This is a genomic window from Sphingomonas sp. (assembly GCF_965200135.1).
In the GTDB taxonomy this organism is placed as follows: domain Bacteria; phylum Pseudomonadota; class Alphaproteobacteria; order Sphingomonadales; family Sphingomonadaceae; genus Sphingomonas.
Map to the genome: position 1 here is coordinate 41,501 of NZ_CBDATK010000008.1, position 26,589 is coordinate 68,089.

General features: G+C 69.8%; 28 protein-coding genes and 1 pseudogene. 19 read left to right on the forward strand and 10 right to left on the reverse strand.

Translation table 11 applies throughout. The annotated features are described in order from the left end of the window. Positions 1-100 precede the first annotated feature (100 nt). Complete coding sequence (locus ACOFKS_RS11250) at positions 101-793, forward strand: PEPxxWA-CTERM sorting domain-containing protein (RefSeq protein ID WP_419809336.1); 693 nt, start codon at positions 101-103, stop codon at positions 791-793. Between the two features lie 28 nt (positions 794-821). Here ACOFKS_RS11250 and ACOFKS_RS11255 read toward each other — a convergent pair whose 3' ends face one another. Beyond that, positions 822-3,146: a DNA translocase FtsK 4TM domain-containing protein gene (locus ACOFKS_RS11255; RefSeq protein ID WP_419809337.1), complete on the reverse strand. Its 2,325-nt coding sequence runs from the start codon at positions 3,144-3,146 to the stop codon at positions 822-824. Positions 3,147-3,331: 185 nt separating this feature from the next. On the opposite strand from ACOFKS_RS11255, the gene ACOFKS_RS11260 reads away from it, so the two are divergent. After that, a complete protein-coding gene (locus ACOFKS_RS11260) occupies positions 3,332-4,546 on the forward strand; it encodes a UbiH/UbiF/VisC/COQ6 family ubiquinone biosynthesis hydroxylase (protein ID WP_419809338.1) in 1,215 nt (404 codons plus the stop codon). Between the two features lie 19 nt (positions 4,547-4,565). Here the strand turns inward: ACOFKS_RS11260 and ACOFKS_RS11265 are convergent, their stop codons facing one another. The 7 genes from ACOFKS_RS11265 to sucC all read right to left on the reverse strand — a co-directional run bounded on the left by ACOFKS_RS11265 (position 4,566) and on the right by sucC (position 10,242). Further along, positions 4,566-4,958 carry a hypothetical protein gene (locus ACOFKS_RS11265; protein ID WP_419809339.1) on the reverse strand — a complete coding sequence of 131 codons (393 nt, stop codon included), beginning with the start codon at positions 4,956-4,958 and terminating at the stop codon, positions 4,566-4,568. Next, a complete protein-coding gene (locus ACOFKS_RS11270) occupies positions 4,955-5,125 on the reverse strand; it encodes a Trm112 family protein (protein WP_419809340.1) in 171 nt (56 codons plus the stop codon). Before ACOFKS_RS11270 ends, ACOFKS_RS11265 begins: the two co-directional genes overlap by 4 nt. A gap of 19 nt (positions 5,126-5,144) precedes the next feature. Continuing rightward, on the reverse strand, positions 5,145-5,765 hold the full coding sequence (locus tag ACOFKS_RS11275; protein WP_419809341.1) for an LON peptidase substrate-binding domain-containing protein: 621 nt from the start codon (positions 5,763-5,765) through the stop codon (positions 5,145-5,147). Then, positions 5,762-6,676: a tetratricopeptide repeat protein gene (locus tag ACOFKS_RS11280; RefSeq protein ID WP_419809342.1), complete on the reverse strand. Its 915-nt coding sequence runs from the start codon at positions 6,674-6,676 to the stop codon at positions 5,762-5,764. The genes ACOFKS_RS11275 and ACOFKS_RS11280 overlap by 4 nt, the downstream gene beginning before the upstream one ends. A 585-nt stretch (positions 6,677-7,261) precedes the next feature. Further along, positions 7,262-8,194: an electron transfer flavoprotein subunit alpha/FixB family protein gene (locus ACOFKS_RS11285; RefSeq protein WP_419809343.1), complete on the reverse strand. Its 933-nt coding sequence runs from the start codon at positions 8,192-8,194 to the stop codon at positions 7,262-7,264. Beyond that, positions 8,191-8,937, reverse strand: coding sequence for an electron transfer flavoprotein subunit beta/FixA family protein (locus tag ACOFKS_RS11290; protein ID WP_419809344.1), 747 nt, complete (start codon positions 8,935-8,937; stop codon positions 8,191-8,193). Before ACOFKS_RS11290 ends, ACOFKS_RS11285 begins: the two co-directional genes overlap by 4 nt. A 105-nt stretch (positions 8,938-9,042) precedes the next feature. Continuing rightward, the gene (sucC, locus tag ACOFKS_RS11295; protein ID WP_419809345.1) at positions 9,043-10,242 is read right to left on the reverse strand and encodes an ADP-forming succinate--CoA ligase subunit beta; all 1,200 of its coding nucleotides are present in this window, start codon (positions 10,240-10,242) and stop codon (positions 9,043-9,045) included. A 96-nt stretch (positions 10,243-10,338) separates the two neighbouring features. On the opposite strand from sucC, the gene ACOFKS_RS11300 reads away from it, so the two are divergent. Next, entirely contained in the window at positions 10,339-10,872 is a 534-nt protein-coding gene (locus tag ACOFKS_RS11300) for a sterol desaturase family protein (RefSeq protein ID WP_419809346.1), read from the forward strand. Between the two features lie 13 nt (positions 10,873-10,885). After that, on the forward strand, positions 10,886-11,233 hold the full coding sequence (locus tag ACOFKS_RS11305; RefSeq protein WP_419809347.1) for a pilus assembly protein PilZ: 348 nt from the start codon (positions 10,886-10,888) through the stop codon (positions 11,231-11,233). Positions 11,234-11,364: 131 nt separating this feature from the next. Here ACOFKS_RS11305 and ACOFKS_RS11310 read toward each other — a convergent pair whose 3' ends face one another. Further along, the gene (locus ACOFKS_RS11310) at positions 11,365-12,297 is read right to left on the reverse strand and encodes a ribose-phosphate pyrophosphokinase (protein ID WP_419809348.1); all 933 of its coding nucleotides are present in this window, start codon (positions 12,295-12,297) and stop codon (positions 11,365-11,367) included. A gap of 99 nt (positions 12,298-12,396) precedes the next feature. On the opposite strand from ACOFKS_RS11310, the gene ACOFKS_RS11315 reads away from it, so the two are divergent. The 10 genes and pseudogenes from ACOFKS_RS11315 to ACOFKS_RS11360 form a co-directional block, all read left to right on the forward strand. Then, positions 12,397-12,651, forward strand: a complete 255-nt coding sequence (locus ACOFKS_RS11315) for a type II toxin-antitoxin system Phd/YefM family antitoxin (RefSeq protein WP_419809349.1) — start codon at positions 12,397-12,399, stop codon at positions 12,649-12,651. After that, entirely contained in the window at positions 12,648-13,064 is a 417-nt protein-coding gene (locus tag ACOFKS_RS11320) for a type II toxin-antitoxin system VapC family toxin (protein ID WP_419809350.1), read from the forward strand. The genes ACOFKS_RS11315 and ACOFKS_RS11320 overlap by 4 nt, the downstream gene beginning before the upstream one ends. Next, on the forward strand, positions 13,061-14,392 hold the full coding sequence (locus ACOFKS_RS11325) for a glutamate--tRNA ligase (RefSeq protein WP_419809351.1): 1,332 nt from the start codon (positions 13,061-13,063) through the stop codon (positions 14,390-14,392). The genes ACOFKS_RS11320 and ACOFKS_RS11325 overlap by 4 nt, the downstream gene beginning before the upstream one ends. Before the next feature lie 105 nt (positions 14,393-14,497). After that, positions 14,498-15,157, forward strand: coding sequence for an energy transducer TonB (locus ACOFKS_RS11330; RefSeq protein WP_419809352.1), 660 nt, complete (start codon positions 14,498-14,500; stop codon positions 15,155-15,157). A gap of 48 nt (positions 15,158-15,205) precedes the next feature. Continuing rightward, positions 15,206-15,553 carry a hypothetical protein gene (locus tag ACOFKS_RS11335; protein ID WP_419809353.1) on the forward strand — a complete coding sequence of 116 codons (348 nt, stop codon included), beginning with the start codon at positions 15,206-15,208 and terminating at the stop codon, positions 15,551-15,553. A gap of 57 nt (positions 15,554-15,610) precedes the next feature. Next, positions 15,611-16,699, forward strand: coding sequence for a bifunctional diaminohydroxyphosphoribosylaminopyrimidine deaminase/5-amino-6-(5-phosphoribosylamino)uracil reductase RibD (gene ribD, locus ACOFKS_RS11340; RefSeq protein ID WP_419809354.1), 1,089 nt, complete (start codon positions 15,611-15,613; stop codon positions 16,697-16,699). Next, positions 16,672-17,298 carry a riboflavin synthase gene (locus ACOFKS_RS11345; RefSeq protein ID WP_419809355.1) on the forward strand — a complete coding sequence of 209 codons (627 nt, stop codon included), beginning with the start codon at positions 16,672-16,674 and terminating at the stop codon, positions 17,296-17,298. Before ribD ends, ACOFKS_RS11345 begins: the two co-directional genes overlap by 28 nt. Beyond that, complete coding sequence (gene ribB, locus ACOFKS_RS11350) at positions 17,282-18,409, forward strand: 3,4-dihydroxy-2-butanone-4-phosphate synthase (protein WP_419809356.1); 1,128 nt, start codon at positions 17,282-17,284, stop codon at positions 18,407-18,409. The genes ACOFKS_RS11345 and ribB overlap by 17 nt, the downstream gene beginning before the upstream one ends. Before the next feature lie 43 nt (positions 18,410-18,452). After that, on the forward strand, positions 18,453-18,875 hold the full coding sequence (gene ribH / locus ACOFKS_RS11355; protein ID WP_419809357.1) for a 6,7-dimethyl-8-ribityllumazine synthase: 423 nt from the start codon (positions 18,453-18,455) through the stop codon (positions 18,873-18,875). Positions 18,876-19,080: 205 nt separating this feature from the next. Continuing rightward, positions 19,081-19,182, forward strand: a pseudogene (locus ACOFKS_RS11360) (IS5/IS1182 family transposase); the annotation flags it as partial. Positions 19,183-19,327: 145 nt separating this feature from the next. On the opposite strand, the gene ACOFKS_RS11365 reads toward ACOFKS_RS11360, so the two are convergent. After that, complete coding sequence (locus ACOFKS_RS11365; RefSeq protein WP_419809358.1) at positions 19,328-20,428, reverse strand: DUF2332 domain-containing protein; 1,101 nt, start codon at positions 20,426-20,428, stop codon at positions 19,328-19,330. A 60-nt stretch (positions 20,429-20,488) separates the two neighbouring features. Between ACOFKS_RS11365 and hisG the strand changes: the two genes are divergently transcribed. The 5 genes from hisG (at position 20,489) to ACOFKS_RS11390 (ending at position 26,275) form a co-directional block, all read left to right on the forward strand. After that, positions 20,489-21,145, forward strand: coding sequence for an ATP phosphoribosyltransferase (hisG, locus tag ACOFKS_RS11370; protein ID WP_419809359.1), 657 nt, complete (start codon positions 20,489-20,491; stop codon positions 21,143-21,145). A 147-nt stretch (positions 21,146-21,292) separates the two neighbouring features. Continuing rightward, positions 21,293-22,585: a histidinol dehydrogenase gene (hisD, locus tag ACOFKS_RS11375; protein ID WP_419809360.1), complete on the forward strand. Its 1,293-nt coding sequence runs from the start codon at positions 21,293-21,295 to the stop codon at positions 22,583-22,585. 34 nt (positions 22,586-22,619) lie between these two features. Beyond that, positions 22,620-23,075, forward strand: coding sequence for a transcription antitermination factor NusB (gene nusB, locus ACOFKS_RS11380; RefSeq protein ID WP_419809361.1), 456 nt, complete (start codon positions 22,620-22,622; stop codon positions 23,073-23,075). A gap of 49 nt (positions 23,076-23,124) precedes the next feature. Further along, positions 23,125-24,048, forward strand: a complete 924-nt coding sequence (gene thiL, locus ACOFKS_RS11385; protein ID WP_419809362.1) for a thiamine-phosphate kinase — start codon at positions 23,125-23,127, stop codon at positions 24,046-24,048. Positions 24,049-24,106: 58 nt separating this feature from the next. Then, entirely contained in the window at positions 24,107-26,275 is a 2,169-nt protein-coding gene (locus ACOFKS_RS11390) for a sodium-translocating pyrophosphatase (protein ID WP_419809363.1), read from the forward strand. The last annotated feature ends 314 nt before the right edge of the window (positions 26,276-26,589 follow it).

Below are 26,589 nucleotides of genomic sequence, written 5' to 3' on the forward strand. Positions count from 1 at the left end.
GGTGCCATCGCCCGAGTCCCTGATCGGGGCATAGAGACCTGGTGACATCGCGGGTTTTTCCATTAATCGCTCGGCCAGATACACAAAGGGGAAGTTCACCATGACCATTACCGTTGCAGGACGTTTCAAGAGCATTGCGGTCGCAGCAGGATTGCTGTTCGCGTCGGCGGCGCACGCCGACAACGTGCCGGGCGTCTACAGCACCGGCTTCGGTCCCGGCGGCGCGGCACTGAATGCGGGCAATGGGCAGGCCGATGCCAACTACGTCCTGACCGCCACCACCGGGCCGGCGCCGACCGGCACGCAGGCGGTCACCTTCTACAACCCCAACTATGTGGCCGACAGCGCCACGTCGCGCTGGATCTCGTACACCGCGGATACGACCAAGATGTCGTATAACGCCCTCTTCACCTTCACGACGACCTTCGACCTGACCGGCTTCGACGCGGGTAGCGCCAGCCTGTCCGGGCTGCTCGGTGCCGACAATGAGGTGACGGTGCTGCTGAACGGCACGAAGATCGGTGGACTGTATGGCTATACCCGCGAGACTTTCAATCACCTGACGACGTTCGGCACCACCGACGGTTCACTGTTCGTGAACGGCGTAAACCGGCTGGACGTGGAGCTGCATAACATCGACCTGATCGCCGCGGTACGGGTCGACCAGCTGGTGGTGAACGCCAGCCTAGCTGGCGTGCCGGAGCCGGCGACCTGGGCCCTGATGGTCCTGGGGTTCGGCGCGATCGGCGGAACGCTTCGCCGACGTCACCGGCAGGTCGCCGCGCTAGCCTGACGATCGTTTGCGAAGGGGCATGCGGCAATCAAATCGCATGCCCCTCAGCATCGCGTAGTACTTCGCGCCTGCCGACATGATCCGGACGTCCGACGATGCCGTCCTTCTCCATCCGCTCGATCAGCCGGGCCGCGGAGTTGTAGCCGATGCGGAGCTGGCGTTGCAGCCAGCTGGTCGAGGCCTTGCCCGATTCGCAGACCAGCTGGATGGCGGCGCGATATTGCTGGTCCTCCGCCGTGTCCTCGCCGGTCGGTGCGCCTTCCAGTTCGAAGCTTTCCTCCGGCTCTTCGGTGACCGACGAGATGTAGTCGGGCACGCCCTGCGCGCGCCAGTGGTCGGCGACCGCGCGGACCTCGTCGTCCGACACGAACGGCCCGTGGACGCGGACGATGCCCTTGCCGCCGGGCATGTAGAGCATGTCGCCCTTGCCCAGCAGCTGCTCGGCCCCCTGTTCGCCCAGGATCGTGCGCGAATCGATCTTGGACGTGACGTGAAAGGAGATGCGCGTCGGCAGATTGGCCTTGATAACGCCGGTGATGACGTCGACCGACGGCCGCTGCGTCGCCATGATGAGGTGGATGCCCGCCGCGCGCGCCTTTTGCGCCAGCCGCTGGATCAGGAACTCGACCTCCTTGCCCGCCGTCATCATCAGGTCGGCCAGCTCGTCGACGATCACCACGATCTGCGGCAGCACCTGATAGTCGAGCTGCTCCTCTTCATAGATCGGCTGGCCGGTCTCCTGGTTGTAGCCGGTCTGGACGCGGCGGCCGAGCCGCTGCCCCTTCGCCTTGGCGGCGCGGACCTTGTCGTTGAACCCGGCCAGGCTGCGGACGCCGACCGAGGACATCTGGCGATAGCGATCCTCCATCTGCTCGACCGCCCATTTCAGCGCACGCACCGCCTTGGCGGGGTCGGTGACGACGGGGGAGAGCAGGTGCGGGATGTCGTCGTACATGCTCAGTTCGAGCATCTTCGGATCGATCATGATCATTCGGCACTGCTCGGGCGTCAGCCGATAGAGCAACGACAGGATCATGCAGTTGAGCCCGACCGACTTGCCCGAGCCGGTGGTGCCCGCGACCAGCAGATGCGGCATCGGCGCGAGATCGGTGATGACAGGATCGCCGGCGATGTTCTTACCCAGGATCAGCGGCAGCTGCGCGTTCTGGTCGGCGAAGTCCTGGCTGCCGACCAGCTCGTGCAGCGCCACCGCCTCGCGCCTGGCGTTGGGCAGCTCGATGCCGATCACGTTGCGGCCGGGGATCACCGCGACGCGGGCCGACACCGCGCTCATGTTGCGGGCGATGTCGTCGGCCAGCGCGACGACGCGGCTCGCCTTGATGCCGGCGGCAGGCTCCAGCTCGTACATCGTCACGACCGGGCCGGGCCGGACCTCGTTGATCGCGCCCTGCACCTTGAAATCGTCGAGCACGGTTTCGAGCAGGCGCGCGTTGCGCTCCAGCGACGCCTTGTCGATCTGCGCCTTGGGCGAGGGCGGCGCCTCCGTCAGCAGCGCCAGCGGCGGCAGGGCGTAGTTGTGGCCGAGGTCGAGCTGCGCCTGCGTCGGCTTCGATCGCGCGGCCGACGGCGCCGTCGGGCGCTCGGCGATGACCGGGGCGGGGCGCTGGTCGGGCGCGGCGAGCGCGCGCGGTTCCGGGCGGGGCTCGACCGGCTTGCGCGTCAGCGTCAGCGGCTCGTCGTCCTCGACGATCGGCGCGGGCAGCGCCAATCGCGGCAGCCGGCGCCAGCGCAGGTCGGCCCACTCGATCTCCAGCGCCTTCGCCCACACCACGACGCCCGCGGCCCCGGCGAGCAGCGCCGCCGCGCGCGTGCCCCATAGCGACAGCGCCGGATTGTCGGCCAGCGCCAGCGAGGCACCAACGCCGTTGGCGGCGAGCAACCCGATCGTGCCGCCCCATCCGCCCGGCAGCTTGAGCACCGACTCGCTCGACACCAGCGCCAGCGCGGCGCCCATCAACATGACGCCGACGATCGCGTTGCGGAGCGTCCGCACCCACGGTCCCGCCGCCTGCCCCCGCCACAGCCGCAACGCGACGGTGGCCGGCACCGGCAACAGCAGCGCGACGGCCGGGCCGAACAGCAGCAGCAGCAGGTCGGCGGTCCAGGCACCCGGCGCGCCGATCAGGTTGCGCGTGGCCTCGCCACCGGCGGTGTCGATCGCGGCATCGCGTCCGTCGAAACTCGCCAGCGCCAGCGCCAGCAGCACCGTCAGCAGGAACAGCGCGCCCGCGCCGACCAGCGCGCCGGAGCGCACCGCGCCCGCGCGCACCGTCTCGCGCCACAGGCCCGGCGCTTGGCCCCCAATCTGGCCTGAGTCAGCCCGGCTAGCCATCGTCCACCCCCCGCGCCGAAGCGCGTCGATCCGTGTCCAAAGCTGGCTGGGACCGCCCCCCGGCGATCAATCCCGTCCAACCCGTCCGCCTGCACCGGCGAACGCGGATGTGTCATCGGCGCTGAGGGTTACGACGTCAAGACAGCGACCTTGGCGCGGACCCTTGCGCGGCGTACAGCGACGGCATGGAGCGAGACGTCATCATTCTGGGCGGCGGGCTGGTCGGCGCGACGCTGGCGCTGGCGCTGGCGAAACACGGGCTGACCGCCACCGTCGTCGATCCCGCCGATCCGGCGGTGACGCTGGCGCCGGGGTTCGACGGGCGGGCGTCGGCGGTGGCGAGTGCCAGCGGGCGGATGCTCGACGCGATCGGGCTGGGCGACAAGCTGGCGGGGCTAGGCTGTCCGATCGGCGCGATCCGGGTCAGCGACGGGCTGCGCCCCGGCGCGCTAGACTTCGTCCCCGATGCACAGGACGGCGCGCTGGGGGTGATGTACGAGAACCGCCAGCTCCGCCGCATCCTGTTCGAGGCGGCGAGCGACGCGCCGGGCATCGACCTGCGGATGACGACGCGCGCGGTCGCCGTCGAGCGCGGATCGACCGGGGTGGTCGCGACGCTGAGCGACGGGGCGACGGTGAGCGCACGGCTGCTGATCGCGGCGGAGGGGCGGCAGTCGCCGACGCGCGAGGCGGCCGGTATCCGCGTCGCGCGGTGGGCCTACGATCATGCCGCGATCGTCGGTGCGTTCCATCATGAGCGGCCGCACCGCAACGTCGCGTTCGAGATCTTCTACCCCGCCGGTCCCTTCGCGCTGCTGCCGCTGCTCGACGACGACGAGGGGCACCGCTCCGCGATCGTGTGGACGGTCGATGCGGCGGCCGGGCCGGCGATGCTCAAGCTCTCCGACCGCGCTTTCCTGCACGAAGCCGAGAAGCGGATGGGCGGGCTGCTCGGCGCATTGTCGGGGGCGAGTCCGCTTGCGACCTATCCGCTCGGCTTCCACCATGCCGCGCGGATCACCGCCGAGCGGCTGGCGCTGGTCGGCGACGCGGCGCACGGCATTCATCCGATCGCGGGCCAGGGGCTCAACCTCGGCTTCCGCGATGTCGCGGCACTGGCGGAGGTGCTGGTCGAGGGCAAGCGGCTGGGCCTCGATCTCGGCGACGCGCAGCTGCTCGCCCGCTACGAGCGCTGGCGGGGGCTGGACACCTTCGCGGTGGCCTTTGCGACCGATACGCTGACGCGGCTGTTCGGGGTGAAGGGCCGGGCCGCCAGCGCGGTGCGGCGGTTCGGCATCTCGGCGGTCAACGCGATCCCGCCGCTCAAGGAGCGGTTCATGGCCGAGGCGCGCGGCGAGAGCGGCGCGCTGCCGAAGCTGTTGCAGGGGATGGCGGTCTAAGAAGGCGCGCCGGACGATCTCACGACGGCGGCACCGTCTCCGCGACGCGCGACACGGCACCCACGTCCGCTTCTCGCTCGCGGACCATGATGAACGTCCCCGACCAGACCCCCGCGATCGTCCAGCGACCGGCGATCTCCCGCCCGTCGGGGTCGACGCTGCCGTCATAGGCGACGGTGTCGTAGGCGACGTCATTGTCCTCGTAGAGTTTAACGAAAGTCACGGCCGTGCCACTGCGGCGGCCGTCCAGCCGGGCGGCGATGGCGCTGCCGCCGTGGAGATTGGGCTCGACGGTGTGACCGCTCAGCGCGCCGTCGGCATCGTTCAGGAACGCCGTGAACGCGGTCGGCGGATTGCCCCTGGGATAGTTGAAGATGCCCCGCCACTCGCCGGACAGGTCGTCCGCGCTCATGCCAGGCGCCGCGCCTTGTCGGCGAGCAGCACCGGCACGCCGTCGCGGATCGGATAGGCGAGACCGGCGGCGTCGGAGATCAGCTCCTGTGCCGTCTCGTCATAGCGAAGCGGGCGGCGGGTCAGGGGGCAGACCAGCTTGGCGAGGAGCCAGGGATCGAGCGTCATGCCGGCCCCACCCCGGCCGTCACTGCAAGGTCACCCGGTCGTCGCCGTCGTGGCGGCCGAAGAAGGTGAGGAGCTGGATGATGAGTTCCGCGCGCGCCTCCAGATCGGATGCTTCCAGCAGGGCCTGCTTGGCGGCGGCGTCGAACGGGGCGATCTGGGCGATGCCGTTGACGAGGCTCTCGTCGTCGAGGCGGCCGACCTGGTCCCAGTCGACCGCATAGCCCTGCGCCTCGGCGAAGCGGCGCGACTCGGTCTCCAGCGACGCGCGGCGGCCGAGCGACAGCGTCTCGTCGGCCGTCACGGGCAGCAGTTCCGCCTCGACCTGGCGGAACGCGGTCGCGACATCCAGCTCGCGGAGGACGCGGAACAGCGCCACGCCCTGCAGGATCAGATTGTAGCCGCCGTCGTCGAGCGCCTCGACCTCGGCGATCCTGCCGACGCAGCCGAGCTCGAACAGCGGCGGCTTGCCCTCGTCGCGCGCGAACACCGGACGCGGCTGGATCATCCCGATGCGGCGGTCGCGCACCATGGCGTCGCCGACCAGCGCACGATAGCGCGGCTCGAAGATGTGCAGCGGCAGGTGCATGCCCGGAAACAGCAGCGCGCCGGGCAGCGGAAAGATGGACAGGCGCGTGCTCATCCGAACAGCAGCGCCGACAGCCGTCGCCGCTGCGCCGAGACCCAAGGGTCCATCAGCCCGACCACCTCGAACAGCTTGAGCAGCTGCGCGCGGGCCGCGCCGTCGTTCCACGCCTTGTCGACCGCGACGATATGGAGAAACCCGTCCGACGCCGCATCGCGGTCGCCGCTCGCCATCTGTGCGTTCGCCAGATCGAAGCGCGCCTGCAGGTCGTCGGGCGCGGCGTTCACCTTCGCGACCAGCGGCGCGAGATCGTCGACCGGGGGCGCGGACTGCGCCAGCGCCAACGCGGCGCGCGCACGCTCGATCTCGGGCGCCTTGGCCCCGTCGGCCGGCAGCGAGTCGAGCACCGCCTGCGCCTCCTCCACCTGCCCGCCCGCGACCAGCGCGCGGACCAGGCCGGACACGACCTGCGGATGCTCCGGCGCCATCTGTCCGAGCTGATGGAAGATTGACAGCGCGCGCTCGGCGTCGCCCTCCGCCAGCACCTGCTCGCCCATCGCGATCAGCGGCTCCAGCTCGGCCTCGGCATCCGCCGCCGCCGACGGGATCGGCAGCTGCTTGAGCAGCTGGTCCAACGTCGCCTTGAGCTGCGATTCGGTGCGCGCGCTGGTCAGGTCCGCGACCAGCTGGCCACCGAACATCGCGTAGACGGTCGGGATCGACTTGATCTGGAATTGCTGGGCGATGAACTGGTTCTTGTCGGTATCGACCTTGGCCAGCACCACGCCCCGATCGGCATAGGCGGCGGCGACCTTTTCCAGCAGCGGGGTCAGCGCCTTGCACGGCCCGCACCACTCCGCCCAGAAGTCGATGATGACGAGCGCCGTCATCGACGGCTCGACGACGTCGCGGCGGAACGCCTCCACGGCGGCTTTCTGGTCGGCGGATAGTCCTAGCGTGCTGGCCAAATCGGCGCTCCTGTTCAGTCGGTCGCTATGTGGGGCCCCGCGCCGCGCACGCCAAGCCTTCGTGCGTCGCTGCCGCCGACGGGGACCGCCAAAGGTAACGAAAGGTAACACCAAAACGCATCGTCGCGATCGTTGCCGCCTCCGCTGGCGTCACGATCGGGCATGCCCCCGTCCCCACTCCCGTCCGATGGCACCGGACGGCGATTGTAGGACAGCAGGATCGGCGCGCGCCGCTGGTCGACTGGCCGGCCATTACGGCCGCCCCCGTCAGAGGGGACCCTTTGCCGATAGATCGGCGCCTGCCGATCCTCGACCGGACGAGTGCCCGGTTCGTGCCGGGCGTCCTGTCGAACAGGACGGCGCGAACCACCCGTGCGCGATCGCCGAGCGTCCCGGCGGCGATGCGACCGATCGGACCGGCGGGCGCAAGCAGGGGCGCCAGCCCGGTCAGCGCGTGCAGCCGAACGCCGGCGCGCTCCGGCTGGACATGGACATGGACGGCGTTCAGCTTGGCCAGAACCGCAAGGGCGGCGCCGGCATGCAGCGCCGCCCCATCGCGGCCGAGTTCCAGGCCCGCAGCTTTCGTCAGCCCAGCTTCTGCGTCAGCTCCGGCACGAGCTTGAACAGGTCACCGACCAGTCCGAGATCCGCGACCTGGAAGATGGGCGCGTCCTCGTCCTTGTTGATGGCGATGATGGTCTTGCTGTCCTTCATCCCCGCCAGATGCTGGATCGCGCCGGAGATGCCGACCGCGACATAGACCTCGGGCGCGACGATCTTGCCGGTCTGGCCGACCTGATAGTCGTTGGGCGCATAGCCCGCGTCCACCGCCGCGCGGCTGGCGCCGACGCCCGCGCCCAGCGCGTCGGCGAGCGGGTCGATCAGCGCGTGGAACTGCTCGGACGACCCGAGCGCGCGGCCGCCCGATACGATGACCTTGGCGCTGGTCAACTCGGGACGCGCGTTCTTGGCGATCTCCGCGCTTTCGAACGTCGACAAGCCCTTGTCGCCCGCCCCGCTCACCGCCTCGATCGTGCCGCTGCCGCCGTCCGCCGCCGCCTTGTCGAACGCGGTGCCGCGCACGGTGATGACCAGCTTCTTGTCGCTGGTCTGCACGGTCGCGATCGCGTTGCCGGCATAGATCGGCCGCGTGAACGTGTCCGGCCCCTCGACCGACAGGATGTCGCTGATCTGCATGACGTCGAGCAGCGCGGCGACACGCGGCGCGACGTTCTTGCCCGTGGTGGTGGACGGCGCGACGAAGGCGTCGTGATGACCCATCAGCTCGACGACCAGCGGTGCCACGTTCTCGGCTAGCGCATTGGCATAGGCCGCGTCGTCGGCGACGTGGACCTTGCCCACGCCCGCGATCGTCGCCGCCGCCTGCGCGACGCCGTCGACGCCCTGACCGGCGACCAGCAGATGCACCTCGCCCAGCTGCGACGCGGCGGTGACCGCCGACAGCGTGGCGTCCTTGACGGCGGCGCCGTCATGCTCGACCCAGACCAGCGTCTTCACTTCTTGATCCCCATCGCAGAGAGCTTCATCACCAGTTCGTCGACATCGGCGACCTTGACGCCGGCGGTGCGCTTGCCCGGTTCGACGACCTTGAGCGTCTTGACGCGCGGGGTGACGTCGACGCCGTAATCGGCGGGCGTCTTCTGCGCGAGCGGCTTGGACTTCGCCTTCATGATGTTGGGCAGCGAGGCGTAGCGCGGCTCGTTGAGACGCAGGTCGGTGGTGACGACCGCCGGCAGCTTGAACAAGTCGGTCTCCAGCCCGCCGTCGACTTCGCGCGTCACCGTCGCGTTATCGGCGGTCAGCTCGACCTTCGACGCGAACGTCCCCTGCCCCCAGCCGAGCAGGCCGGCGACCATCTGGCCGGTCTGGTTGTTGTCGTCGTCGATCGCCTGCTTGCCGGTGATGATGAGGCTGGGCTGCTCCTCCTCGGCGATCTTGGCGAGGATCTTGGCGACGCCCAGCGGCTCGACCTTTTCCTCCGACACGACCAGGATCGCGCGGTCGGCGCCCATCGCGAGCGCGGTCCGCAGCGTCTCCTGCGACTTCGCCTCGCCGATCGAGACGACGACGATCTCGGTGACGCCCTTTTCCTTCAGACGGATCGCTTCCTCGACGGCGATCTCGTCGAAGGGATTCATGCTCATCTTGACGTTGGCGAGATCGACGCCGGAGCCGTCCGCCTTCACGCGGGGCTTCACGTTATAGTCGAGCACACGCTTGACGGGGACCAGGACTTTCATCGCAAACCTCTCTTCTTCGTCATGCCGGACCTGATCCGGCATCCCGCTTCTCTTCTGGCGAAGAAGCGGGACCCCGGCTCAAGGCCGGGGTGACGGGTTGTGGCATCACGCCGCCTTTTTCACCTCGGCGACGATCTTCTGCGCGGCGTCGCCCAGGTCGTTGGCGGGAACGATCGCCAGGCCGGAATTGGCGAGGATCGCCTTGCCCTGCTCGACATTGGTGCCTTCCAGCCGGACGACCAGCGGCACCTGCAGGTTCACTTCCTTCGCCGCCGCGACGATGCCGTCGGCGATGATATCGCAGCGCATGATGCCGCCGAAGATGTTGACCAAGATGCCCTTCACGTTCGAATCGCCGAGGATGATCTTGAACGCCGCGGTCACCTTTTCCTTGTTGGCGCCACCGCCGACGTCGAGGAAGTTCGCCGGGAACATGCCGTTGAGCTTGATGATGTCCATCGTCGCCATCGCCAGCCCGGCGCCGTTGACCATGCAGCCGATGTCGCCGTCGAGCTTGATATAGGCGAGGTCGTATTTGGACGCTTCCAGCTCGGCCGGGTCCTCCTCGGTCTCGTCGCGCAGCGCGGCCAGATCCTTGTGGCGGAACATCGCGTTGCCGTCGAAGGCGACCTTCGCATCGAGCACCATCAGCTTGCCGTCTTCGGTCACGGCGAGCGGGTTGATCTCGATCTGCTCGGCGTCGGTGCCGAGGAACGCATCGTACAGCTTCGACGCGACGTTCGCCGCCTGCTTGGCGAGGTCGCCGGTCAGCTCCAGCGCGCCCGCGACGGCGCGGCCGTGGTGGGGCATGAAGCCGGTCGCCGGGTCGATATCGATCGAATGGATACGCTCCGGCGTGTCGTGCGCCACCGTCTCGATGTCCATGCCACCCTCGGTCGAGGCGACCATCGAGATCTTGCCCGACGCGCGATTGACCAGCAGCGCCAGGTAGAACTCCTTGGCGATGTCAACGCCGTCGGTGACGTAGAGGCGGTTGACCTGCTTGCCGTGCTCGCCGGTCTGGATCGTCACCAGCGTGTTGCCGAGCATGTCGGTCGCCGCCGCGCGGACCTCGTCGGCGGTCCTCGCCAGCCGGACGCCGCCCTTGGCGTCGGGGCCGAGTTCCTTGAACTTGCCCTTGCCGCGGCCGCCGGCATGGATCTGCGCCTTGACGACGTAGAGCGGTCCGGGAAGCTGGCCGGCGGCCGCGACCGCCTCGTCGACGGTCATCGCGGCATGGCCGGCGGGGACCGGGACGCCGAACTTGGCCAGCAATTCCTTGGCCTGGTATTCGTGGATGTTCATGGGGCGGACGACGCCTTTTCGAAGATCGGGGATGATCGTGGACGGATGGCCTAAAGCATAGGCGGGCACCGGAATCCACCCTATATGCCCGGAACGATGACCTGGGCGTTCGGCATCCTCCTGTTCCTACTCACCGTCGCGGCGATGGAGGGGGTGGCGTATGTCGCGCATCGGTGGATCATGCACGGGCCGGGCTGGTTTCTCCATCGGAGCCACCATCGGCCGCGCACCGGCAACTGGGAGCTGAACGACCTGTATGCCGCGATCTTCGCGGTGCCGTCGTTCGTGCTGCTGCTGGGCGGGGTGCAGCTCGGCTGGTGGCCGGGCTGCGCGTGGATCGGGGCGGGGATCGCGGCTTATGGCGCGATCTATTTCGGCTTCCACGACGTCATCGTGCATCAGCGTATTCCGACCCGCTATCTGCCGCGATCGACCTATATGAAGCGGATCGTGCAGGCGCATCGGCTGCACCATGTGGTCGAGACCAAGAGCGGGACGGTCAGTTTCGGCTTTCTGGTCGCGCCCCGGCCGGAGGCGCTGAAGGCGACGCTGAAGCAGCGCCGACGCGCGGGCGTGCGGGCGCCGGTGGGCGCGGCGGCGGACGGAAGCGGGGGCTTAGGGAAAGAGTAACCAATTCCGTGTCATGCGGCTGGCCATGGACCTGCCGCGCTTCAAGTTCCCCTATGAGCCGCTGCCGAAATACGGCGACCATCGCCGTGCGCTACGCAAGGGCGTCAAGATGCGCGCGCACCTGCGCGATCGCGGCCAGACCAAGTTCGAGATCGACGTCGTCGACCTGTCGCGGTCGGGCTTCCGCGCGGAGACCAGCTTCACCTTGTGGCCCGGCACGGTGGTGTGGCTGACGCTACCCGGCCTGGCGGCGCTGGAGGCGGTGGTCGCCTGGCGCGACAAGTTCAAATATGGCTGCGCGTTTGCGAAGCCGCTGCACCCGGCGGTGCTGGATCACATCGTAGCGCTGAGCCAACGGTAGGCGCGGCCACGTCCGCGCCGGTGCGCCACAGGCGCAACCTGCAGGCCGGCCGGCGGGTCGGCCCTGCCGAACCCGTCCGACGACGCGGCTTTGCCGCGGCGCCCTCCCGGCAGCCCAGCGACCTAGCGACCCTAATCGAACAGCGACGACACGCTCGACTCGTCCGCGATCCGCTTGATCGCCTCCCCCAGCAACGGCGCGATCGGCAGGTGGCGGATGCGCGCAGACGCATCGACCGCTTCGCTGGCGATGGTGTCGGTGATGACCAGCTCCGACAGCACCGAGCCCTCGACCCGCGCGACCGCGCCGCCCGACAGCACGCCGTGGCTGACATAGGCGACGACGTCCTCCGCGCCGGCCTGCTTCAGCGCCGCCGCCGCATTGCACAGCGTGCCCGCCGAATCGACGATGTCGTCGATCAGGATGCAGAACCGCCCCTCGACCTCGCCGATGATGTTCATCACCTCCGACTCGCCCGCGCGCTCGCGGCGTTTGTCGACGATCGCGAGCGGCGCATTGCCGAGCCGCTTCGCCAGCACGCGCGCGCGCACCACACCCCCGACGTCGGGCGACACGACCATCAGGTTGCGACCCGAGAACCGCGCGTCGATGTCCGCCGACATCACGGGCGCGGCGTAGAGATTGTCGGTCGGAATATCGAAGAAGCCCTGGATCTGACCCGCGTGCAGATCGACGGACAGCACGCGATCGGCACCCGCGACGGTGATGAGGTTGGCCACCAGCTTGGCCGAAATGGGCGTACGCGGGCCGGGCTTCCGGTCCTGCCGCGCATAGCCGAAATAGGGGAGCACCGCCGTGATCCGCCGCGCCGACGCACGCTTCAGCGCGTCGATCATGATGAGCAGCTCCATCAGATTGTCGTTGGCGGGATAGCCGGTCGATTGCAGCACGAAGACGTCCTCGCCACGGACGTTCTCGTTGATCTCGACATACACCTCCTCGTCCGCGAAGCGACGGACGCTGGCGTCGGTCAGCGGCAACCCGACATAGGAAGCGATCGCCGCCGCGAGCGGGCGATTGGCGTTGCCGGTCATCAGTTTCATCGTAGGTCCCCGCGCTTGCAGCTTCCCATAGCCCGCCACCACGGCGATGCAATTGCAGCGGCATGCAAATCCGGCTAATCTTCTGGCCGGAGAACAGCCATGCGTCACGTGCCGATCGCCGAGTTCAAGGACAAGCTGTCCGAGATCGTCGCCGCCGCCGAAGCGGGCGAGGATATCGTCATCACCCGTCATGGCCGCGATGTCGTCCGTCTGAGCGGGGTGGAAGCCGACCGGCGTGAGCAGCGGCGGGCGGCGCTGGAAGGGCTCGTCCAGTTCCGTGACGACCTGCGGGGAGAGGGCGTGCGGGTCACATCGGACGAATGGATCGCCTGGAAGGAGGAGGGCCGCCGGTGATCGTTCTGGACGCTTCGCTGGTCGGACCGATCTGCATCCCCGACGAGGCGGCGGACCTCGGCCCGGCGGCCTGGGACGTGATGCTCGCGAACCCGCTCTGCGTACCCGGTCACTGGCGACTGGAGGTCGCCAACATGCTGCGGTCCGCCGTGCGTCGCGAACGACTGACACCGGCGCAGCGGGACCTGGCCCTGCGAAGACTGCGGCAACTGCCGGTCCGGCTCGATCAGAACGGGTGGGATACGGCGTGGGATCGCGTGATCGCGCTGTCGGAGGCGCACGACCTGACTCCTTACGACGCGAGTTATCTCGAACTGGCCGCCCGCCTCGGCACCCCGCTGGCGACGCGAGACCGGAAGCTGGCACGGGCCGCCGAGGCCTGCGCCGTCGTCACGCTGGATTTTCGCACATGACCGTCGTCACCCGCTTCGCCCCCTCCCCCACCGGCCGGCTCCACGTCGGCAACCTGCAACAGGCGTTGCGGAACTGGTTGTTCGCGCGCGCGCAGGGCGGGCGGTTCGTGCTGCGGATCGACGATACCGATGCGGCGCGGTCGGAGGAGCGGTACGTGGACGCGATCCGCGCGGACCTCGCCTGGTTCGGGCTGAGCGTCGATGCGGAGGCGCGGCAGTCGGCGCGGACGACGCAGTACGAGACGCGGTTCGCGCAACTGGTCGAGGCGGGGCGTATCTATCCGGCATATGAGACCGCGCAGGAACTGGACCTGAAACGCAAGGTGCTGCTCGGGCGGGGGCTACCGCCGGTCTATGACGGCGCGGCGCTGGCGCTCACCGACGCGGAGCGGGCGACGCTGGAACGAGACGGGGTGCGGCCGCACTGGCGCTTCCGGCTCGACCACGCACAGCCGCTGGCGTGGGACGATCTGGTGCGGGGACCGCAGCGGTTCGACGCGGCGACGATGAGCGATCCCGTGATACGGCGCGCCGACGGATCGTGGCTGTACATGCTGCCGTCGGCGATCGACGATCTGGAGCTGGGCATCAGCCATGTCGTGCGCGGCGAGGACCACGTCTCCAACACCGCGCTGCAAGTGCAGATGTTCACCGCGATGGGCGGCGCGGCACCCCGCTTCGCGCACACGCCGCTGCTGACGGGGAACGAGGGCAAGCTGTCGAAGCGGCTGGGCTCGCTCGGCGTCGATCACTTCCGCGAGCAGGGCGTCGAGCCGGCGGCGCTGCGCTCGCTGCTCGCGCGGCTGGGGACCAGCGATCCGGTCGAGCCGCTGGTCGACGCCGCGTCGCTGGTCGCCGGCTTCGACATCGGCCATGTCGGCCGTGCCCCGGCGCGGTTCGACGAGGCGGAGCTGGCGCAGGTCAACGCCAAGGTGGTGCACCAGCTGCCGTTCGCAGCGGTGGCGGATCGCCTGCCGGCTGGCATGGACGCTGTGGCGTGGGAGGCGGTGCGGCCCAATCTCGCGCGCGTCGCCGATGCCGAATCGTGGTGGCGCGTCGTCGAGGGGCCGGTCGACGCGGTCACGCCCGACGAGGACCGCAGTTACCTGAGCGAGGCGGCCGGGGTCGCCGACGCGATGGCCTGGGCGGGCGACCCGTGGCACGCGCTTACCGCCGCGTTGAAGGAGCGGACCGGGCGCAAGGGCAAGGCGTTGTTCCTGCCGCTGCGACGCGCGCTGACGGGGCTGGATCATGGTCCCGACATGGCGGCGCTGCTGCCGCTGATCGGGCGCGAGCGCGCGCTCGACCGCCTCCGCCGTGGAACATGAGCCAGCCACTTGTCGGCGTGATGTTATAGTGTAACCTGTCGATCGCGACTCGGGCATCAGACCCGGTATCGCGAACAGGCGCATCACGCGCCGAGGAGAGGTGCCATGTATGCAGACCGCTACGGCCCCAAGCATGTCGATCGGGGCAGCCTTACATTGTCGGTCGGGATCGTCGGCGGGCTCGTCGCCATCGCGATGCTCAGCCCGACGGTGATCGAACATGTCCGCAATGAGCATGTGCTCAGGACCTATATCGTTCCGGAGCCAACCAAGCCCCCACCGCCCGACCCGCAACCGAAGACGGAGCCACTGGTCCACCAGCAGCCGACGCGGATCGACCCGCCGCTTCCGATCATCGAGACGCCGCCTGTGACCGACTTTCGCGTCACCCCGCTCGTTCCGGTCCCGATACCCGGCCCCGGCGTGATCGAAGGCCCCGACTCCGGCGTCGTGATCGACCCGCCCAGGCCGCCGCAGCCGGTCCTCGTCGCCGCACGGCCCGACGCCCGCGTCGACTTCCAGCCGACCTACCCGGCCGAAGAACGCCGCGCGGGCAACGAGGGGGTGGTGACGTTGCGCGTGCTGATCGGCGTCGACGGCCGCGTCCGTCAGGTCGAACGCGTCGCCGCCGCCAGCGAGGCGTTCTGGCGGGTGACGCAGGATCGCGCGCTGTCGAAATGGCGGTTCAGCCCGGCGACGCGCGACGGCGTGCCCTATGAGGTATGGCGGACGATGACGGTGCGGTTCCGCCTCGAAGTCGAGTAGCCGGACCTGGGGTGGTCGTTCGCCACGGCCGCCCCTATCTTCCCTCTCATGAAGCTGCTCAGCCGCATCCAGCCCGCCGGCGCATGGGCGGACCTCCGTTATTTCTTCGGCCGCCGCCGCCCGCATCAATGGGGCTTCGCGGCACTGTCGGTAACGCTGACGGCGGTGACGCTGTGGGCGTTCTGGCACGACAGCGAGTTCAAGCCCGCCTACCATCGCGACATCGTCTATGTGCAGCAGTGGCGGCTGGATCGCACCGACGCGGAGATCGTCGCGCAGCAGAAGATCGACGGGCCGATCGACGCCCGCCGCCGCGCCGAGCGCGAGCGTGCGGATGCCGCGCGACGCGCGCAGTTCCAGGAGGTCCAGGACACGATGGACAAGTGGCACCTGTAAGGCGAGCCCGCACGAGGTCGGCATGACGGACCCGCCGGGTCCGGCTATCCCGGCGCGATGACCACTACCGATGACACCCGCCACATGGCCGCGGCAGTTGCGCTGGCCGAGCGCGGACGGGGGCGAACCGCGCCCAACCCCAATGTCGGCTGCGTGCTGGTCAGGGACGGCCGGGTCGTCGGGCGCGGCTGGACGCAGCCGGGCGGGCGACCACATGCGGAGGCGATGGCGTTGGCCCAAGCGGGTGACGCCGCACGGGGCGCGACGGCCTATGTCACGCTGGAACCCTGCGCGCATGAGTCGCCGCGCGGCCCGGCCTGCGCCGACCTGCTGATCGCGGCCGGCGTGGCGCGGGTCGTGGCGAGCCTGCGCGATCCCGACCCGCGCACCGACGGCGCGGGTTTGGCGCGCCTCGCGGCGGCGGGAGTGGCGGTTGAGAACGGGCTGCTTGCCGACGCCGCGCGCCGGAGCATGGCGGGGTGGCTGACGCGCCGGAAGCAAGCGCGCCCGTTCGTGACGCTCAAGCTCGCGACCTCGCTCGACGGCTGCATCGCGCTGGCATCGGGCGACAGTCGATGGATCACCGGTCCCGAAGCCCGCGCGCACGCGCATGGCGAGCGCAGCCGGCACGAGGCCATATTGGTCGGGCGCGGGACGTGGGAGACGGATCGGCCCGCACTCGACGTGCGGCTGGCGGGGCTGGAGGACCGGTCGCCGGCGAGGGTGGTGCTCTCTTATCGTCACCCCCGCGAAAGCGGGGGCCCATCTCGCGAAAACACCGCCCAACTCGACCGGCGGGAGATGGGTCCGCGCCTTCGCGGGGATGACGGCGTCAGGGGCACGCGCGATCTGATATGGGTCTCTTCCCCGGCTCAGATCGCCAGCCTTCCCGGCGACCACCTGCTGGTCGAGGGCGGCGCGCGGACGGCGGCGGCGTTCCTCCGCGCCGATCTGGTCGACCGGCTCCTCCTCTATCGCGCACCGATCCTGATCGGGGGCGGATTGCCGTCGCTTACCGATATCGGTATGACAGCGCTGCCAGAAACGCATGGCCGCTGGCGGTTACATGACGCGCGCCAGCTTGGCGTCGACCGGCTGGAGGTCTACGAGCGCACCCCATGTTCACCGGAATCGTCTCCGACGTAGGCGCGATCGCGAGTGTCGAGGCGCGTGGCGACACGCGCGTCGTCGTCTCGACCGCCTACGACACCGCCACCGTCGATCTCGGCGCCTCGATCAGCTGCTCGGGCGTGTGCCTGACGGTCGTGGACAAGTCCGCGCCCGGTGCACCGGGCTGGTTCGCGGTCGACGTGTCCGGCGAGACGCTGTCCCGCACCGCGCAGGGTCAGTGGACGCAGGGCAAGCGACTCAACCTGGAACGCGCATTGCGACTCGGCGACGAGCTCGGCGGCCATATCGTCACCGGTCATGTCGACGGCGTCGCCGAGGTGCTGGGCGTGTGCGCGGACGGCGATTCGAAGCGGATCGGCTTTCGCCTGCCGCGCGAACTCGCCGCCTTCGTCGCACCCAAGGGGTCGGTGACGGTCGACGGCGTGTCGCTGACGGTCAACGAAGTCAGTGACGAGGGCGCTGACGGCACGCACTTCTCGATCAACGTCATCCCCCACACCCAGGCGCAGACGACTTTGGGCGAGCTGCACGCCGGGCAGGCCGTCAACATCGAGATCGACGTGCTCGCGCGTTACCTGCAACGGATGGAGAGCTATCGTGCAAAAGCGGGCTGAACTGGCGCGGCTGCGTCACGGCTTCCTGTCCTCGCCCGAGGAGATCATCGACGAGGCGCGCAACGGGCGCATGTTCATCCTGGTCGACGACGAGGACCGCGAGAACGAGGGCGACCTGGTCATCCCCGCGCAGATGGCGACGCCGGAGAAGATCAACTTCATGGCCAAGCACGGCCGCGGGCTGGTCTGTCTGGCGTTGACCAAGAAGCGCGTCGGCGAACTGGGCCTGGGGCTGATGAGCCGCAACAACGGCACCCGTTACGAGACCGCGTTCACCACCAGCATCGAGGCGCGCGACGGCGTGACGACGGGCATCTCCGCCGCCGACCGCGCGCGGACGATCGCGGTGGCGATCGATGCCGGCAAAGCCCGCGACGAGATCGTGACGCCGGGCCATGTCTTTCCGCTGGTCGCGCGCGACGGCGGCGTGCTGGTGCGGACCGGGCATACCGAGGCGGCGGTGGACGTCGCGCGGCTGGCCGGGCTCAACCCCTCGGGCGTGATCTGCGAGATCATGAACGAGGATGGGACGATGGCGCGGATGGACGACCTGGTCGCCTTCGCGCAGCTCCACAACCTCAAGATCGGCACGATCCGCGACCTGATCGCCTATCGCCGCCGCCACGACCATCTGGTCGAGAAGCGCGCGGAGGCGACCTTCACCAGCCGCTGGGGCGGCGAGTGGCGGGCGATGACCTTTCACAACAAGGCGACGGGCGACGAGACCATCGCCCTGGTCAAGGGCCGCGTCGATCCCGCCCGGCCGACGCTGGTCAGGATGCACGCGCTGTCGACCTTCGCCGACATCTTCGGCGAGGAGGGCGAGCGCTCGGACCTGTTGCGCGGGTCGATGGAGATGATCGGCGCGGAGGGTGCCGGCGTGGTGGTGGTCATCAACCGGCCGCGCCCCGACCAGTTCACGCTCGCGCTGAAGGCCAAGAGCGGCCAGCTCGCCCCGGATATGGAGGAGCTGCGCGATTACGGCGTCGGCGCGATGATCCTGACCGAGCTGGGGGTCGAGGAGATGGTGCTGCTGACCAACACCCACCACACGCTGGTCGGACTCGACGGCTATGGCCTGAGCATCGTCGGCGAGCGCGCGATCGGGTGAGCTGCCATCCCGCGCATGCGGGAGAGGCTGGAGAAGGAACGACATGGCACACATCCTGATCGCCGAGGCGCGGTTCTACGATCACCTCAACGACCTGCTCGTCGCGGGTGCCGAGGCGGCGATCGAGGCGGCCGGGCACACGCACGAGGTCGTCACCGTTCCCGGCGCGCTGGAGCTGCCGGCCGCGATCGCGCTGGCGGCGGATACCGGCCGCTACGACGCTTATGTCGCGCTGGGCGTCGTGATCCGGGGCGAGACCTATCATTTCGAGGTCGTCGCCAACGAGAGCGCGCGCGCGATCATGGCGCTGACGCTGGACGGGCTGGCGATCGGCAACGGCGTGCTGACCGTCGAGACCGAGGCCCAGGCGCTCGCCCGCGCCCGGCCGGAGGAGCTCGACAAGGGCGGCGGCGCGGCGCGCGCGGCGTTGGCGATGATGACGCTGCGGGAGCGGTTCGGAAGCTGACCGACGCGCACCGCACCGCTGCGACGGCAGAAGCGGACGCTGCCTTGGTTGCCGCCGGGCACGTCGAGCGTCGACGTCGGGTTCCAGGTCGAATCGGCAGCAGGTCGACCTAGTCCGCACGCAACGAGGAGCCGGCATCAAAGGGGTCGCGGCAACAGGAACCGTCCGCGTTCAGGTCGTTGCGCACGAAGTTCAATGAACGCCCAAATCTCACAATGTCAGAGACGCCAACGGACGCCTCTTGAGCTTCTTCGTGACCGCAGGCCAGGTCGGCGACTCTAACGGCGCGGCAACGCTGCTGGACGAAGGACTGACGCCGCGTCGCCACCCGCTAGAACCGCTGCCCGATCCTCGAAGCAAGACCCTTCGCGAACGCGATCGGCACGGCCCCGGCCGACACAAGGTCGAGCGGACGGAACTCGATCGTCACGCGATCGGGGTGGTCGGCCGCGTCATCCCGCGTCCACCGTCGCCGACTCGGGCAGGGCGAAGCGGCGCTGGTCCTCGTCGGCGATGCCGTGCCTGATCCACGTCCCGTGCGCGTGCGCGGTGGCGAGCAGCGTCCAGCCGTCGTGCCCCGGCCAGCTCCGCACCCGCACCAGCTGGTGCGCGAAGGCGCGGTCAGGCTCCATCATCACCCAGCCGAGCGGGCGCTCCGGCGTGGCACGCGCGCCCGCCGCCGTCATCGCGGCACGGATGCGGTCGGCGGTGGCGCCGGGCAGATACTGCCACACCACCGAATGCATCAGCACGCGCGTCACGCCCGCCGCCTGCGGCTCGGCGAGGCGGGCCTCGATCCAGTCGGCGGCGTCGGCGCGAACCAGGTCGACGCCGCGCGCGCGCTGCATGGCGATCGCGGTGCCAAGCCGCTCGCCCCGCGCCGGCGTCTCCGCCCAGACATACGCCGCGAGCCGCGCCTCGACCCCCGGATCGGTGGCGTCCAGCGGCCGGATGTCGCAGCCGCGCACGGACACGATGTCCAGCGGCACCGGCGCGGGCGCCTCGCCGGTCCAGTCGGGCCGGATCGTCACCGCCGCGTCCGCCGGGCCGACGACCGTGCCGCCCAGGTCGAACCGATAGCGGTCGATCAACAGGTTCAACCCCGCGCTCGACCCGATCTCCAGCACCTCAAGCCTCGGCCCATGCCGCCGCGCGACCTCCAGCAACCCCAGCATCAGCGCCCCCGAGCGGCCCGGCTCGTTGGTCTGGGGCGGGCCGTCCAGCCACGGCCACAGCGTGTCGTCATGCGCGATCAGCGCCGCGTTCAGCGCCGCCACGATCGCGCCCTCGTCGACGATCTCGCCCCGGAACACCGCCGCCAGCCCCGCCTCGGCGCCCGCCCGCACCAGCGCGTGCAGTCCGCCGACGAGGCGCAGCGGCAGCGCGTCGCGCGTCGGCTCGCCCGGCCAGTCGAGCACCCGCGCGCCCGTCCGGCTGTCGCGCGTCAGCCCGGCGGCGATCGCGCCGCACAGCCGCGCATAGATCGGCGCGTCCATCTTCTCGCAATAGAAGCGCTGGATGCGGAACGCCTCGCGGTTCTCTGCCTCTGCCATGGGTTCTCCTGCGGCCGCTTGTTGCACCTGCGAAAGCGCCCGCGTAAAGCCCGCGCGGTCGTGGCCGAACCCCTCATCATTGCGGTGCCCAAGGGGCGGATCCTGGCGGAGGCGCAGCCGTTGCTGGCGCGCGCCGGGGTGCGGCCGGAAGCGGCGTTCTTCGACGAGAACAGCCGCGCGCTGCGCTTCGCGACCGACGATTCGGGCATCGAGCTGATCCGCGTCCGCGCCTTCGACGTCGCGACCTTCGTCGCGCATGGGGCGGCGCAGCTGGGCATCGTCGGGTCGGACGTGCTCGCCGAGTTCGCCTATCCGGAGCTCTACGCACCGGTCGATCTCCGCATCGGTCACTGCCGCCTGTCGGTCGCCGAGCCCGCGGCGCTGGCCGCGAACGACGATCCGCGCGGGTGGAGCCATGTCCGGGTCGCGACCAAATACCCGCACGTGACCGCCGCGCATTTCGCCCGGCGCGGGGTGCAGGCCGAATGCGTCAAGCTGAACGGCGCGATGGAGCTGGCGCCGACGCTCGGGCTTGCGCCGCGCATCGTCGATCTGGTCAGTTCGGGGCGGACGCTGAAGGAGAACGGGCTGGTCGAGGTCGAGGTGATCGCCGAGGTTACGTCGCGGCTGGTGGTCAACCGCGCGGCGATGAAGACGCGCGGCGCGGTGGTGCCGCTGGTCGAGGCGTTCCGGCGGGCGGTGGATGTAGTAGCTTGAACGCTCCCACCCGTCATCCCCACGCAAGTGGGGACCCATCTCCTCTGCGCGCCTACCGAATGTCGACGGTGATTGGATGCAACCGCACGAGATGGGTCCCCGCGTTCGCGGGGATGACGCATCGCATCCCCAAGATGGCAGCCTGACATGCAGCACCTCTCCACCCGCGATCCCGGCTTCGCCGCCGCTTTCGACGCGCTGGTCGATGCGCGCCGCGAGTCCTCCGCCGACGTCGCCCGCGACGTCGCGGCGATCGTGCGGGCGGTGAAGGACGGCGGCGAGGCGGCGGTCGCGGCGTACACGCTCACGCTGGACCGGCACGACCTGACGCAGACCGGCTGGCGGATCGAGCCGGCGGCGTGCGCCGATGCGTTCGCCGCGCTGGACCCGGTGCTGCGCGCGGCGCTGGAACTCGCCGCCACCCGCATCCGCGCCTATCACGAGAAGCAACGGCCGGCCGGCAGCGACGAGGTCGACGGCGCCGGCGTGCGGCTCGGCGCGCGCTGGCGGGCGGTGGACGCGGCGGGACTGTACGTGCCCGGCGGCCGCGCGGCCTATCCGTCGTCGCTGCTGATGAACGCCATCCCGGCCAAGGTCGCGGGCGTCGAACGGATCGCGATGGTGACGCCGACCCCGGACGGCGTGGTCAACCCGCTGGTCCTCGCCGCCGCGCATCTGGCCGGCGTTGACGAGGTGTGGCGCATCGGCGGCGCGCAGGCGGTGGCGGCGCTGGCCCATGGCGCCGGGCCGATCGCGCCGGTCGACGTGGTGGTCGGCCCCGGCAACGCCTGGGTCGCGGAGGCGAAGCGCCAGCTCTACGGCGTCGTCGGCATCGACATGGTGGCGGGGCCGAGCGAGATCGTCGTCGTTGCCGATGCCGCCAACGACCCCGACTGGACCGCCGCCGACCTGCTCTCGCAGGCCGAGCACGACGTGACCACGCAGTCGATCCTGTTCACCGACGATGAGGATTACGGTCGGGCGGTCGCGCAGGCGGTCGAACGCCAGCTCGGCACGCTCGCCACCGGCGCGGTCGCGCGGCAGGCGTGGGAGGCGAACGGCGCGATCGTCCATGTCGACGCGCTGGCGGATGCGATGCCGCTGGTCGACCGGCTCGCGCCCGAGCACCTCCAGCTCGCGGTCGCCGATCCGCAGGCCCTGTTCGACCGCGTCCGCCACGCCGGCAGCGTGTTCCTCGGCCGTCACACGCCCGAGGCGATCGGCGACTATGTCGCGGGGCCGAACCACGTCCTGCCGACCGGCCGCCGGGCACGGTTCGCAAGCGGGCTGGGCGTGCTCGATTTCATGAAGCGGACCAGCTTCCTCCAGCTCGACGCCGCCGCGCTGGCGACGCTCGGCCCGGCGACGGTGGCGCTGGCGGAGGCGGAGGGCCTGCCCGCGCACGCGCGCTCCGTGGCGTTGCGGCTGGCGGCGGGGTGACGCGCGCGCCGTCGCGCCCTACATGCCCGACTTCATGGCCCGTACAACGACCCGCACTACCGCCCGCGCCGCCGCGCGGCTCGCCGCCGTTCAGGCGCTCTATCAGCATGAGATGGAGCGGACACCGGTGCCGGCCCTGCTCCACGAGTTCCACAACCACCGCCTCGGCGCGACGATCGAGGGCGCGGAATATGCCGATGCGGAGGTCGATTTCTTCGACGATCTGGTCAAGGGCACGACCGCGCGCGTCGGCGAGATCGATATTCTGGTCGAGGGACGACTCGCCAAGGGCTGGACGCTCGGTCGGCTCGACAAGCCGATGAAGGCGATCCTGCGCTGCGGCACCTACGAGCTGCTCGCCCGCGCCGACGTGCCCGTGGGCGCGGTCATCAGCGAATATGTCGACGTCGCCCACGCCTTTTACGACAAGCGCGAGGCGGGGTTCGTCAACGGCCTGCTCGATGGCCTCGCCAAGGCGGTGCGGACCTAGCGACCGATCTGTCGCGAGGCGCCGCGACGGCCTATGGCGGTGGCGTCCCATGAACGAAGCCGACTTCATCGCCGCCCTGCGCGAGCTGCCGCTGCATCGCGGGGCGCGAGACCTGCGCGACGATGCGGGGATCGTCGGCGCGTATGTCGTCACCACCGATACGCTGGTGGAGGGGGTGCATTTCCTCCCCGACGACGCGGCGGGCGACGTGGCGTGGAAGCTGGTCGCGGCCAATCTGTCGGACCTCGCGGCGATGGGGGCGCTGCCGGAGGGGGTGCTGCTCAACTATCCGCTGACCGAGGCCGGGTGGGACCGCGCGTTCGTCGCGGGGCTGGGCGAGGTGCTGGCGGCGTTCGATTGCCCACTGATCGGCGGCGACACCGTATCGCTGCCGGCCGATAGCGCGCGGGTGCTGACGGTGACGGCGATCGGGCGCGACGCGCGGGCGCCGTCGCGGACGGGCGCGCGGGCGGGCGATGCGTTGTGGGTGACCGGCACGATCGGCGATGCGGGCGCGGGGCTGGCGATCGCGCGCCGCGCCGAGGGGCCGGACGCGCTGCTGGCGCGCTATCGCCGGCCGCGACCTCGGCTGGCGGAGGGCCGCGCGCTGGGGCCGGTCGTCCATGCGATGAGCGACGTGTCGGACGGGCTGCTGATCGACGCCCAACGGATGGCGGCGGCGAGCGGCGTCGCAGTGACGGTGGACCTGTCGCAGGTGCCGATCTCTCGCGAGTTGCGCGGCTTCGCGTTCGACCGGCTGGCGGCGGCGACGGCCGGGGACGATTACGAGCTGCTGTTCGCGCTGCCTGAGGGCGTCGCGCCGCCGGTCCACGCGACGCGGGTCGGGAGCTTCACGCGCGGCACGGGCCTGTCGCTGCGCGAGGGCGCGCGCCCGGTGCGGTTGCCCGCGCGGCTCGGCTACGAACATGCGCCCGACCCGAACGGCTTGCCAGTGGCGTCACCCGACCTATAGCTTCGCCCAAAGATGCGACCGGAACACCGGCAGCACATCAAACAGGGGAAGGATGCGCATGACACCCGTCTACATCGCCATGCTCTGCGGCGTGCTCGCCGTGCTGTACGGCATCGTGACCAGCCGTCAGATTCTCGCCGCCAGTCCGGGCGATGCGAAGATGCAGGACATCGCCGCCGCGATCGCCGAGGGGGCCAAGGCGTATCTCGGCCGTCAGTACCGCACGATCGCCATCGTCGGCGTCGTCGTCGCGGCGCTGGTCGGCTTCTTCCTCGGCCCGATCTCCGCCGCCGGCTTCGCGCTCGGTGCGATCCTGTCGGGGGCGACCGGGTTCATCGGCATGAACGTGTCGGTGAAGGCCAACGTCCGCACCGCCGAGGCCGCGCGGACCTCGCTGCAGGGCGGGCTGACGATGGCGTTCCGGTCGGGCGCGGTGACGGGGATGCTCGTCGCGGGGCTCGGCCTGCTCGCGATCTCGGCGATGTTCTGGGGGTTGTTGACCTATGGCCGTTACGACCTCGCGGTCGGCGCGGATCGCCGCGTCATCGTCGACACGCTGGTCGCGCTCGCGTTCGGCGCATCGCTGATCTCGATCTTCGCGCGGCTCGGCGGCGGCATCTTCACCAAGGCGGCCGACGTCGGCGCCGATCTGGTCGGCAAGGTCGAGGCCGGCATCCCGGAGGACGATCCCCGCAACCCCGCCACCATCGCCGATAACGTCGGCGACAATGTCGGCGACTGTGCGGGCATGGCCGCCGACCTGTTCGAGACCTATGTCGTCACGATCGGCGTGACGATGGCGTCGATGGCGCTGCTGCTGCCCAACGCCACGCATCTGTTCCAGCTGATGACGCTGCCGCTGGTCGTCGGCGGCGTGTGCATCGTCACCTCGATCATCGGCACCTATCTGGTCCGGCTCGGCAAGGGCACGATCATGGGCGCGCTGTACAAGGGGTTCTGGACCACGGTGATCCTGTCGATCCCGGCGATCTATCTGGCGACGCACTATGTCCTCGGCGACATGAACACGGTGATCGGCGGGTCGAGCACGCTCGGCGACGTGACCGGCTCGCTCACCGTCGCGGCACGTCCCGACACCGCGCCGCTCAGCTTTACCGGCATGAAGCTGTTCTGGTGCATGATGATCGGGCTGGCGCTCACCGGCGCACTGGTGTGGATCACCGAATACTACACCGGCACGAACTATCGCCCGGTGCGCAGCATCGCCAAGGCGTCGGAGACCGGCCATGGCACCAACGTCATCCAGGGTCTCGCGGTCAGCCTGGAAAGCCCGGCGCTGCCGACGATCGTGATCTCGATCGCGGTGATCGCCTGTTATCAGTTCGCGGGGATCATCGGCATCGCCTTTGGCGCGACGTCGATGCTGGCGCTGGCGGGGATGGTCGTGGCGCTGGACGCCTACGGTCCGGTCACCGACAACGCCGGCGGCATCGCCGAGATGGCGGGTCTGCCCGACGACGTGCGCCACCGCACCGACGCGCTCGACGCGGTGGGCAACACGACCAAGGCGGTGACGAAGGGCTATGCGATCGGCTCCGCGGCGCTCGCGGCGCTGGTGCTGTTCGGCGCCTACACGACCGATCTCGGCATCTACTTTCCCGACGTGACGGTGAACTTCTCGCTGTCCAACCCTTACGTCATCGTCGGGCTGCTGCTGGGCGCGCTGTTGCCGTTCAGCTTCGGCGCGTTCGGGATGACGGCGGTCGGTCGCGCGGCGGGCTCGGTGGTCGAGGACGTGCGCGCGCAGTTCCGCGAGAACCCCGGCATCATGGAAGGCACGGCGCGGCCCAACTACGCGCGCACCGTCGACCTGGTCACCAAGGCCGCGATCAAGGAGATGATCGTCCCGTCGCTGCTGCCGGTGCTGACGCCGATCGTGGTATATTTCGTCATCCTGGCGGTGTCGGATCAGGCGAGCGCCTTCGCGGCGCTCGGCGCGCTGCTGCTGGGCGTGATCGTGTCGGGGCTGTTCGTCGCGATCTCGATGACGAGCGGCGGCGGCGCGTGGGACAATGCCAAGAAGTATATCGAGGACGGCAACCACGGCGGCAAGGGCTCGGAGGCGCACAAGGCGGCGGTGACCGGCGACACGGTCGGCGATCCCTACAAGGACACGGCCGGCCCGGCGGTCAACCCGATGATCAAGATCACCAACATCGTCGCGCTGCTGCTGCTCGCGGCGCTGGCGGCGCACGGCGGGGGGTAAGGGTCACGGTGTACCAGAAATTGGCCCCGCCGCGGTTTCCCGCAGCGGGGCTTTTCTTTGGCGACGGGCCGCGGCTCCGCGGTTCAGCGGTTCCGCGCCGTCCCCGTCATCCCCGCGAAAGCGGGGACCCGTCATCGGCGGCACGAGCTGGGTCCCCGCTTTCGCGGGGATGACGAAAGATGGTCGGGTCGGACCTCGACTCCTCCAAAACGGATGCAAGCTTTTCGGAGTCCGTAGAATCACTTGGCGAGAGATAGAGCCGCAACGGCTGCAGGCGGATTCCCGTGCCTCACGATCGGTGATTCAAGCTGCCG

What these genes read in the sequence shown, in the direction of transcription:
- ACOFKS_RS11250 (WP_419809336.1), top strand. Translation starts at nt 101, where the DNA reads ATGACCATTACCGTTGCAGGACGTTTCAAGAGCATTGCGGTCGCAGCA.
- ACOFKS_RS11255 (WP_419809337.1), bottom strand. Translation starts at nt 3,146, where the DNA reads ATGGCTAGCCGGGCTGACTCAGGCCAGATTGGGGGCCAAGCGCCGGGC.
- ACOFKS_RS11260 (WP_419809338.1), top strand. Translation starts at nt 3,332, where the DNA reads ATGGAGCGAGACGTCATCATTCTGGGCGGCGGGCTGGTCGGCGCGACG.
- ACOFKS_RS11265 (WP_419809339.1), bottom strand. Translation starts at nt 4,958, where the DNA reads ATGAGCGCGGACGACCTGTCCGGCGAGTGGCGGGGCATCTTCAACTAT.
- ACOFKS_RS11270 (WP_419809340.1), bottom strand. Translation starts at nt 5,125, where the DNA reads ATGACGCTCGATCCCTGGCTCCTCGCCAAGCTGGTCTGCCCCCTGACC.
- ACOFKS_RS11275 (WP_419809341.1), bottom strand. Translation starts at nt 5,765, where the DNA reads ATGAGCACGCGCCTGTCCATCTTTCCGCTGCCCGGCGCGCTGCTGTTT.
- ACOFKS_RS11290 (WP_419809344.1), bottom strand. Translation starts at nt 8,937, where the DNA reads ATGAAAGTCCTGGTCCCCGTCAAGCGTGTGCTCGACTATAACGTGAAG.
- sucC (WP_419809345.1), bottom strand. Translation starts at nt 10,242, where the DNA reads ATGAACATCCACGAATACCAGGCCAAGGAATTGCTGGCCAAGTTCGGC.
- ACOFKS_RS11300 (WP_419809346.1), top strand. Translation starts at nt 10,339, where the DNA reads ATGACCTGGGCGTTCGGCATCCTCCTGTTCCTACTCACCGTCGCGGCG.
- ACOFKS_RS11305 (WP_419809347.1), top strand. Translation starts at nt 10,886, where the DNA reads ATGCGGCTGGCCATGGACCTGCCGCGCTTCAAGTTCCCCTATGAGCCG.
- ACOFKS_RS11310 (WP_419809348.1), bottom strand. Translation starts at nt 12,297, where the DNA reads ATGAAACTGATGACCGGCAACGCCAATCGCCCGCTCGCGGCGGCGATC.
- ACOFKS_RS11315 (WP_419809349.1), top strand. Translation starts at nt 12,397, where the DNA reads ATGCGTCACGTGCCGATCGCCGAGTTCAAGGACAAGCTGTCCGAGATC.
- ACOFKS_RS11325 (WP_419809351.1), top strand. Translation starts at nt 13,061, where the DNA reads ATGACCGTCGTCACCCGCTTCGCCCCCTCCCCCACCGGCCGGCTCCAC.
- ACOFKS_RS11330 (WP_419809352.1), top strand. Translation starts at nt 14,498, where the DNA reads ATGTATGCAGACCGCTACGGCCCCAAGCATGTCGATCGGGGCAGCCTT.
- ACOFKS_RS11335 (WP_419809353.1), top strand. Translation starts at nt 15,206, where the DNA reads ATGAAGCTGCTCAGCCGCATCCAGCCCGCCGGCGCATGGGCGGACCTC.
- ribD (WP_419809354.1), top strand. Translation starts at nt 15,611, where the DNA reads ATGACCACTACCGATGACACCCGCCACATGGCCGCGGCAGTTGCGCTG.
- ACOFKS_RS11345 (WP_419809355.1), top strand. Translation starts at nt 16,672, where the DNA reads ATGTTCACCGGAATCGTCTCCGACGTAGGCGCGATCGCGAGTGTCGAG.
- ribH (WP_419809357.1), top strand. Translation starts at nt 18,453, where the DNA reads ATGGCACACATCCTGATCGCCGAGGCGCGGTTCTACGATCACCTCAAC.
- ACOFKS_RS11365 (WP_419809358.1), bottom strand. Translation starts at nt 20,428, where the DNA reads ATGGCAGAGGCAGAGAACCGCGAGGCGTTCCGCATCCAGCGCTTCTAT.
- hisD (WP_419809360.1), top strand. Translation starts at nt 21,293, where the DNA reads ATGCAGCACCTCTCCACCCGCGATCCCGGCTTCGCCGCCGCTTTCGAC.
- nusB (WP_419809361.1), top strand. Translation starts at nt 22,620, where the DNA reads ATGGCCCGTACAACGACCCGCACTACCGCCCGCGCCGCCGCGCGGCTC.
- thiL (WP_419809362.1), top strand. Translation starts at nt 23,125, where the DNA reads ATGAACGAAGCCGACTTCATCGCCGCCCTGCGCGAGCTGCCGCTGCAT.
- ACOFKS_RS11390 (WP_419809363.1), top strand. Translation starts at nt 24,107, where the DNA reads ATGACACCCGTCTACATCGCCATGCTCTGCGGCGTGCTCGCCGTGCTG.